This is a genomic window from Streptomyces sp. NPDC051286 (assembly GCF_044455345.1).
Lineage (GTDB): Bacteria > Actinomycetota > Actinomycetes > Streptomycetales > Streptomycetaceae > Streptomyces.
This window is the reverse complement of sequence record NZ_JBITER010000103.1, coordinates 1-8,092: the sequence shown is the minus strand read 5'-3', so window position 1 is coordinate 8,092 and position 8,092 is coordinate 1. Positions and strand designations below refer to the sequence as shown.

Here is an 8,092-nt window from a genome sequence, read left to right as displayed (position 1 = left end):
AGAGATCTACCGGCTCATCGTCCCCACGAGCACCCCAGCCAACCACCCAAGCCCCGCGGGAGTCGTTGCTTGACATCCATAGGGGCATCAACGCCGGTTTCGCGGCCGACGGCCTGCTTCCGCAGCCAGCGCTTTTACCTTGTCCCTCGATTTAGTTTCAAACGATACCGTATCGGATGAAGTAGTCTAAGTACATGGCCGCCGACGTTCCTTACCAAACCACCGCCTCGCGTGCGACTGACCGCCCCGGGGATGCCTCGCCTTTCGCTCTCGGCTTGCTGCTGCGCCGGGCGCACTGGCGCGCGGCCGCGGTGATGGGGGAGGCGCTCCGTCCGCTCGGCGTGGAGTTGCGGCACTTCGCTGTGCTGATCGAGCTGGTCAACCACGGGCCTACGGTGCAGCGGGACCTGGCGGCAGCGACGGGGTCGGACAAGGCGGGAATCATGCGGGTCGTGGACGACCTGGAGCGGAAGGGCCTGGCCGTACGCAAAGCCGTTCCGGGGGACCGGCGGGTACGAGCAGTGGAGATCACACCTCAGGGACTCGAACTATTCGACGCGGCCCATGTGGCTGCGGGGCCGCTGGCCGAGCGGCTGGTCGCCGAACTGGAGCCCGGCGACACCGAGCAGCTGACGGCCCTGCTCACCCGGCTTGCCAATCCCGCAGACGACGAGGCGTAAGCCCGCCCGCGCACCGGTTGCCCGCCGCGTCGGCGCGCTTCGTCTCGTGCGGTTTCCGCAGTGAACCTCCGCATTGAGAGCTGCGGCCGTCGTCGCTACGCGCCCGCCTACCGGCGGGCGGCTGGTCAGGGCTTCGTTGCCCGACGGGTCGAGTCGTCCGCACGGCAGCCGTGCCGCATGTCTGGCCGGTGGCTGCTCGGGCCCGGCATCACCGTCGTATCGATGGGCGTCTCGCCGACAGGGCGAACACCTGGCCGCCCTCGGCGCCGGGCTGCCTGACCCAGGTATAGAGGCGCCACGGGCGCCCTCGGAGAGGGCGCAGGCCCCGAGAATGCCGTGTGACGTCGTGGGCGAGGCGTCACACGGCATCCGCCGACCGTGAGGGTTACGCAGCAAGACGCTCTGCGAGTTCCTTCGCCTTGGCGGTCGCGTCCTCGAAGGCGCGGTTGCGGGGGCCTCGTAGAGAGGGACCAGTTCTGACATGGCCGGGTTGCGGGGGGCCATGGTGAGTTCCGGGACGATGAAGTCGAGGTCCAGGCCGAGGGTTCCCTTGAGGACGGCCTCCAGATAGTTCTGCACGAACTCGTAGCCCTCGCGCGGGGTGCCCGGCGCGCAGGAGCCGCCGCGGCTGGCGACGACGATCACCGGGGTGCCCTGGGCTGAGGGTGTCTCGCCCGCGGTGCGGCCGAGCAGGAGCACGCTGTCCAGCCACGCCTTGAGGGTCGACGGGATTGAGAAGTTGTACATGGCGGCGCCGATCAGGACGGCGTCCGCCTCCTCCAGTTCCTCGATGAGCTTCACGCGCGCGGCGAACGCGGCGGACTGCTCCGGGGCGCGCTCGGCAGGGGCGGCGTAACCGGCGGACCATGCGGCGGCGGTGATGTGCGGGACAGGGGCGGCGGCCAGGTCGCGGTAGATCATCGTGCCCTCCGGGTGCTGTTCCTCCCAGGTCTTGCGGAAGGCGGCCGTGACCGAACGGGACGAGGACGCCTCGCCCGGGAACACGGACGAGTCGATGTGCAGCAGCGTGGCCATGGGTTTTCCTCAAGGAACGGCGCCCGAGGCGGGGAGCCAGGGGCTGGGGATTCATGCTCGACGATAGTTGCACACGATATGGTATCGAGTGATACCGTTGTAAGTGTGATGAAGGTGAACCCGGCGAGAGATGGAGGCGGGTGATCATGGACGTCTACGAGGCGGTCACGAGCCGACGAGCGGTGCGCCGATTCACCGACCAACCTGTCCCGAAGAAGACGCTGGAGCGCGTGCTGTCCGCCGCGGCCTGGGCGCCGTCCGGATCGAACATCCAGCCGTGGCACACCTACGTGCTGACCGGCGCACCGCTGGCCGAACTCAAGAAACGGGCCGGCGAGCGCCTGGCCTCGGGCGACCCCTGGGACGCGCCAGAGTACGAGATGTATCCGCCCGAACTGAAGGCTCCGTACCGCGAGCGCCGATCCGCCTTCGGCGAGCAGCGCTACGGTGCACTCGGCATCGCGCGCGAGGACCTGGAGGCGCGCCAGCGGGCCGCTGCCGCGAACTGGGACTGCTTCGGCGCACCCGCCGCCCTGTTCTGCTACATCGACAAAGACATGGGTTCACCCCAATGGGCCGACGTCGGCATGTATCTGCAGACCGTCATGCTGCTGCTCCGCGCCGAAGAGCTGCACAGCTGCACGCAGATGGCCTGGGCGAAGTACCACAAGACCGTCGCGGAGGTCCTGTCATCCCCGGACGGACTCATCCTCTTCTGCGGCATGTCGATCGGGTTCGAAGACGTCACAGCGGGTGACGCCCGTACAGGCCGGGCGCCGCTCGACGAGACGGTCACGTTCGTCGACGGCCTCTGACGCCGTCCCTCATTGGTCGATCAACGAGCCGTTTCATGCTGCGTCCATGGCTGTTCATATGCCATATTGCACGCAAAATGTAGCGAAGGGTGTGTCATGAAATTCGCAGTCATCGGCGGTACCGGGCTGATCGGGTCGCAGGTCGTCAAGAAACTGAACGCCGCCGGGCACGAGGCGGTACCACACTCGCAGTCCACCGGAGTCGACGTCATCAGCGGCCAGGGGCTGGACGAGGCGGTGGCGGGAGCCGATGTCGTCGTCAACCTGACGAACTCCCCGACCTTCGACGAAGCCTCCCCGGCCTTCTTCCAGACCTCGATGGAAAACCTCCTGGCCGCGGCTCACAAGGGCGGCGTCGGCCACTTCGTCATCCTCTCGATCGTCGGCACGGACCAGGTACCGGAGCTGGACTACTACCGGGCCAAGGCGCTCCAGGAGAACATCCTCGCGGCCGGGCCGATCCCCTACTCGATCGTCCGGGCGACGCAGTTCATGGAGTTCATGGACGCCGTCATGTCCTGGACCGCCGACAAAGACACCGTCCGGCTGCCCGCCACGCCGATCCAGCCGATCGCCTCCAAGGACGTGGCCGACGCGGTGGCGAAGGTCGCCGCGGGCACCCCGCTGAACGGCAAGCACAACATCGCCGGCCCCGAGATCTTCCCCCTGGACGAGCTGGGCCGGATCACGCTGTCCCACAAGGGCGACAACCGTACCGTCGTCACCGACCCCACCGCCGGCATGTTCGCCGCCGTCAAAGGTGACGTCCTCACCGACAAGGACGCCCACCTCGCCCCTACCCACTACGCCGACTGGCTCTCCTGACATCCCCCGCCTCCTGCGCGTCCTGTCCCAGCCCGGCAGTCCTTTCGATGCGCCCGCCGGGCCGTGGCAGCTTGAGTCGGATGGGTATCCGGCTGCGGTCCCCGGTCCCCGGTCAGGCGGAGAGCGGGGGACTCGCATGCACCCACTCTCGTCCCGCCGGGCTAGACGGGCCACGGCTCTCGGGGTGGGACGGGCCCGAGGGCGTCGCGACAGTCGACCGCTGGCATAGCCGCTGGATGCGCCGGTGCCCCAGCGGTCCCGGATTGTCACTGAGCGGACAGGTGGAGCAGATGAGGGAGGCAGATGATCTTGGATGTCTATGAGGCGGTCACGAGCCGACGGGCGGTGCGCGGGTTCACCGACCGGCCCGTCCCGAGGCGGGTGCTGGAGCGGGTGCTGTCCGCCGCGGCCTGGGCGCCGTCCGGATCAAACCTCCAGCCGTGGCGCGCCTACGTGGTGACCGGTAGGCCGCTGGCCGAGCTCAAGAGGCGCGCCGGCGAGCGCGTGGCGGCAGCCGACCCCTGGGACGAGCGGGAGTACGAGATGTACCCGCCCGCACTGAAGTCTCCGTACCATGAGCGCCGATCCGCCTTCGGCCATGAGCGCTACAGCGCACTCGGTATTGCGCGCGAGGACTGGGAGGCGCGCCAGAGGGCCGCCGCCGCGAACTGGGACTGCTTCGGTGCACCCGCCGCCCTGTTCTGCTACATCGACCGCGACATGGGCCAGCCTCAATGGTCCGACGTCGGCATGTATCTGCAGACCGTCATGTTGCTGCTCCGCGCCGAAGGGCTGCACAGTTGCCCGCAGATGGCATGGTCGGTGTATCGCAAGACGGTCGCGGAGATCCTGTCACCACCCGACGAGCTCATCCTCTTCTGTGGCATGTCGATCGGGTTCGAGGACGCAACGGTGGGTTACGCCCGTACGGGCCGGGCACCGCTCGACGAGACCGTCACGTTCGTCGAGGAGTAGATTCACGACTGCGTGACGATCACGATCGGCCGGGACGCCATCCTGGTCGGCGGCGACGCCGGTTTCCCGACTTGAGCGCGAGCTCATACTCCCTGACGTCCAGCTGGTCAGCGGGCCCTTCTGCGTGAGCGGATGGCGGAGCACGAGTCGTCACGATGTGGGTCGCACCTCACAACGAACGTGCTCTGACCTTGACGTTTATCCTCGGCGGGCTTCGTGCTCCTTGATGGTTTCGGCGCGTTTGACGGTCTTGCCGACGTCGTGGCGCTTGGCGCGGTGTCTGTTCTTCGAGCCGGGCGGCCGTCCGGGGCCGGGGCGGGAAGGTTTCGGTGCGGCTGCCGGGCAGGCCGCGGTCGGTCGGAGGTTGCGAAACCCGCGGCGGACGCGGGCGGGGGTGAGGCGGCGGGGTTCGGTGCGGCGTTCCCAGGGGCGGCGGAGGTCTTCGGCGAGGGGGCGGGCAAGGCGGAGCTGGGTGTGAGCGGCGATGACGAGCCAGGTCCACAGGTCGGCGGTGTCGGCGTGGCGGACCTGCGGGGCGGTCCACCCGAGCGTCTGCTTCATCAGCCGGAAGGTGTGCTCAAGATCGAATCTGCGGAGGTAGGACTGCCACCACAGGTCCACCTGAGCGCTGGTGGCGGCGGTGGCGGAGCACCACAGCCAGACCGGTTTCGGGTCACGGTCGCCTGGCAGGCGCTCGACCTTGAGACGGATCAACGTGCCGTGCAGGACGGGCAGTTCCTCTTTGGCGTGCTCCAGCCAGGGGCCGCGGTGGGTGAGCCTTGGGTGCATCTGGTCCCAGGCGATCGCCTCGGCCTTGCCGTAGCGGGTGGTGTCCGTGACCGTGGTGGCGTCGGGCTCGTGCCAGCTGTCGGGCTTGGCGAAGGTGAGGACGCCGCCGTGCCGGCGGGGCCGCCCGCCCTTCGGGCCGGAACGGGTCGGGCCCGGGTCGCGGAGCATGACGCGGTCCGAGCGCAGGCGCCCGACCAGCACGACCGGCAAGTCGGCCAGGACGTGGGAGAGGTAGGCAACGTCGTATCCGGAGTCCATCACGATCAGGATCTCCAGGTCGCCCGGCTGCCAATGCCCGGCTTGTGTCAACCGCCCGATGACATCGCGTAGTTGGGCGGCGGTGACGGCGGTCGCATCGTCGGCTGGGCCCAGACGCACGGCGTCCAGCAGCGCGACCCAGGATGTGCGGCCGGACTCCAGCGCGCCGACGAAAGAGTACGGCCATCCGGGAACCAGCTGGTCCGTCTTGCGGTCACCGCGTCCATAGACGTGGCAGAACAGTCTCTCGTCGCTGGTGGGGGCGTCCGGGCGCAACCAGTTGGACACGTCCACGGCCAGCACGATCCGCCCGTCGGCCGCCCTTGGCAGCGGCAGGCCGGCCAGGGTCCGGCGCAAGCGCATCGGCTCCAGCCAGCCCCGGTCCAAGGCTGCGTACAGGGCGCCGTGCCCACGTCGATGCTCGACCGCCAGCGACAACTCGACCAGCGTCTTCACCGGCCCGTCCGCGCACAACACCGCGTCGGTGAGCTCGAAGAGCACGTCCGCGCGGGCGTAGAGGCATTCGTAGAACTCGACCCGAAAGCGGGACAACACGTCCAACGCCTCGCCTGCAGGCGCATCGATAGACAGACTCATACACAGCGGCCGTTCTCTTGTACTTCGTGACTCGACATCTCGAAGCGTGGAGAACGGCCGCCCCCGCTGTCCCGGAAAGAACCGCAGATCAGCAGGTCGGGTGACCTGCGACGTTAAACGTCAAGCTGACCTGGTGGGCCCGGACATCGAGGAACTGTCCGGACCCACCCACCACACCTCCACCAGGACTCGGTGTGCGCTGGTAGACGGAAACGCTTCAGACGGATCGCGCACGAAGTCCGTACGGATTGCGTACAAAGTCCGTTCGAAGGACGGCGACCGTGCACAGGAGGCCGAGGCGGCGCAACAGCCCGCTGGGAAGCCAGGCGGCATCGCGCCAGGTGGACTCGTAGACGACCGGCTCCGAGCCCACCTCACCGGATAGGAACTCTCGAACCTGAGACAGCATCACCCGCCATGAGATAACGCCCCACGACAGCGATCCCACCCATCCGCCTCTCACCTCGCGACAGCGACACTCCTCCCCACAAACAACTGCTGACCAGCCCCACAACAACCCGCCCGGATCAGCCCACACCGCCGTACCCGTCGCGTACGTCCTCGTCCCACCCGGCGCCACCGCGAAAACCCTCATCACCGAGTTCGCCCGCTACCTCGGCATCCCCACAAACATCCGCATGACCCAGACCCAGATCACCGACGCCGTCTGCCACACCTACACCGCCGCCGGCGTCCAACTCGTCCTCATCGACGAAATCCACCGCCTCAACCCCCCGCACCACCACCGGCGCCCAAACCGCCGACCTGATCAAAGACCTCACCGAACGCCTGCCCGCGACCTTCGTCTACGCCGGCATCAACGTCACCGACACAGCCCTGTTCACCGGCACCCGCGGCGCCCAACTCGCCGGACGGGCCACGCTCGTCGACTGCGGCCTCCTCCCAGCCCGCCACGGCACCCGCCAACCGTTCACCGATGTCATCACCGACATCGAAAACGCCCTCGACCTCCAACAGCACACACCCGGCACCCTCCCCCGCCACACCCCCTACCTCCACCAGCGCACCGCCGGCCGCATCGGAAGCCTCGCCCGCCTCATCCGCCAAGCCGCCATCACCGCCATCTGCGACTGCACCGAACGCATCACCAAGAAAACACTCGAAGCCATCCAGCTCGACCACCTCGCCGAAGAACACAGCCGCCCCCGCACCCGCCGACCGGCCACACCGGCATGATGCGGACGTGAAGAAGACCATGGACTCGCCAGTTGGCGAGGAGTTCGCTGCCCTCTGCGGCCGGGTGTGGGACGTCCTCATCCCCGCCCGCGCCGGCTACCTGGCCGACGTCTCACCCCACTAACCGGCACCGACTCCTACCGCCTCGCCAGCACCCGAGCCCGAGCCGAGCAGGCGGCCAAAGCCGGCTGATCCCTGCCGCTACCTACCGCGACGGCCCCGCCGCCCTCCGGGCGGCGGGGCCGTCGTCCAGACGTCACGACTCATCGACCAGCCCGAAGTCCTGGGGAAATGCCTCAAGGAACTCCCGCCGCGCGGAATCGGTCTCCGCCTCGGCCATCTCTCCAAGCACATCAAGCAGGTCACGCCGTTGATCACTCGACAACTGCTTCAGCACCGCAGCCACACCCTCCAGGGCCTTCACCGCGTCATCGAGGTCCATCTGTTCGTCGTCCGCGCCGTCGATGAACCACGTCATGTCGACCAAGGCCTCGGTCAAGGCATACGCCAGCGATGAGTACTCAGATGCCACGGTGATCCCCCCCGAATCGACGGCCACGGATCGCACCGCCATCCCACCACATCGCTCACGACAGCACGGAGGTCCTGCGGCCAGCGCAGGCCGCCCCGCCGTCATACGCATCAGCCATGCCTGCCGATGCGTCCGTCCGCCCACATCCCCCGACGTCATTTCCCGTGAACAATCACGGGCACTCCGATCGCCCACTGCCTCCCAACGACGTGGACAAACGCTGCTGCTGAACGTGAACAAAGCCACCAACCACGCAGCAAGTCACTGACCAGCACAAATCCGCACCAGTCCTTTAGAGGGCGTTAAGTCCCTTTTCCCTTGGTTCGTGATCGCTCGTTCGTGGGATTGGCCGTCGTACAGGCCAGCCGTTCGGCATGTGCATGCTGGGA

General features: G+C 67.8%; 6 protein-coding genes and 2 pseudogenes. 5 read left to right on the top strand and 3 right to left on the bottom strand.

The genetic code is table 11. The annotated features are described in order from the left end of the window. The first annotated feature begins 194 nt into the window (after positions 1-194). Complete coding sequence (locus ACIBB8_RS36990; RefSeq protein WP_398959708.1) at positions 195-680, top strand: MarR family winged helix-turn-helix transcriptional regulator; 486 nt, start codon at positions 195-197, stop codon at positions 678-680. Positions 681-1,065: 385 nt separating this feature from the next. Here ACIBB8_RS36990 and ACIBB8_RS36985 read toward each other — a convergent pair. Beyond that, positions 1,066-1,715, bottom strand: a pseudogene (locus ACIBB8_RS36985) (FMN-dependent NADH-azoreductase). Positions 1,716-1,861: 146 nt separating this feature from the next. On the opposite strand from ACIBB8_RS36985, the gene ACIBB8_RS36980 reads away from it, so the two are divergent. From ACIBB8_RS36980 to ACIBB8_RS36970, 3 genes are all read left to right on the top strand, one after another. Then, positions 1,862-2,530, top strand: coding sequence for a nitroreductase (locus ACIBB8_RS36980; protein WP_398959706.1), 669 nt, complete (start codon positions 1,862-1,864; stop codon positions 2,528-2,530). 96 nt (positions 2,531-2,626) lie between these two features. Then, positions 2,627-3,355, top strand: coding sequence for an SDR family oxidoreductase (locus tag ACIBB8_RS36975; RefSeq protein WP_398959704.1), 729 nt, complete (start codon positions 2,627-2,629; stop codon positions 3,353-3,355). A 309-nt stretch (positions 3,356-3,664) separates the two neighbouring features. After that, a complete protein-coding gene (locus tag ACIBB8_RS36970) occupies positions 3,665-4,330 on the top strand; it encodes a nitroreductase (protein ID WP_398959710.1) in 666 nt (221 codons plus the stop codon). 198 nt (positions 4,331-4,528) lie between these two features. Here the strand turns inward: ACIBB8_RS36970 and ACIBB8_RS36965 are convergent, their stop codons facing one another. Then, positions 4,529-5,974 (bottom strand): NF041680 family putative transposase, encoded by a 1,446-nt coding sequence (locus ACIBB8_RS36965; RefSeq protein ID WP_398959702.1) that lies wholly within the window; start codon positions 5,972-5,974, stop codon positions 4,529-4,531. A gap of 509 nt (positions 5,975-6,483) precedes the next feature. On the opposite strand from ACIBB8_RS36965, the pseudogene ACIBB8_RS36960 reads away from it, so the two are divergent. After that, positions 6,484-7,171 (top strand): annotated as a pseudogene (locus ACIBB8_RS36960) (TniB family NTP-binding protein); the annotation flags it as partial. 256 nt (positions 7,172-7,427) lie between these two features. Here the strand turns inward: ACIBB8_RS36960 and ACIBB8_RS36955 are convergent. Then, positions 7,428-7,730: a hypothetical protein gene (locus tag ACIBB8_RS36955; protein WP_398959700.1), complete on the bottom strand. Its 303-nt coding sequence runs from the start codon at positions 7,728-7,730 to the stop codon at positions 7,428-7,430. Positions 7,731-8,092: the final 362 nt, after the last annotated feature.

Coding starts and splice junctions, on each gene's coding strand:
- ACIBB8_RS36990 (WP_398959708.1), top strand. CDS start 195: ATGGCCGCCGACGTTCCTTACCAAACCACCGCCTCGCGTGCGACTGAC.
- ACIBB8_RS36980 (WP_398959706.1), top strand. CDS start 1,862: ATGGACGTCTACGAGGCGGTCACGAGCCGACGAGCGGTGCGCCGATTC.
- ACIBB8_RS36975 (WP_398959704.1), top strand. CDS start 2,627: ATGAAATTCGCAGTCATCGGCGGTACCGGGCTGATCGGGTCGCAGGTC.
- ACIBB8_RS36965 (WP_398959702.1), bottom strand. CDS start 5,974: ATGAGTCTGTCTATCGATGCGCCTGCAGGCGAGGCGTTGGACGTGTTG.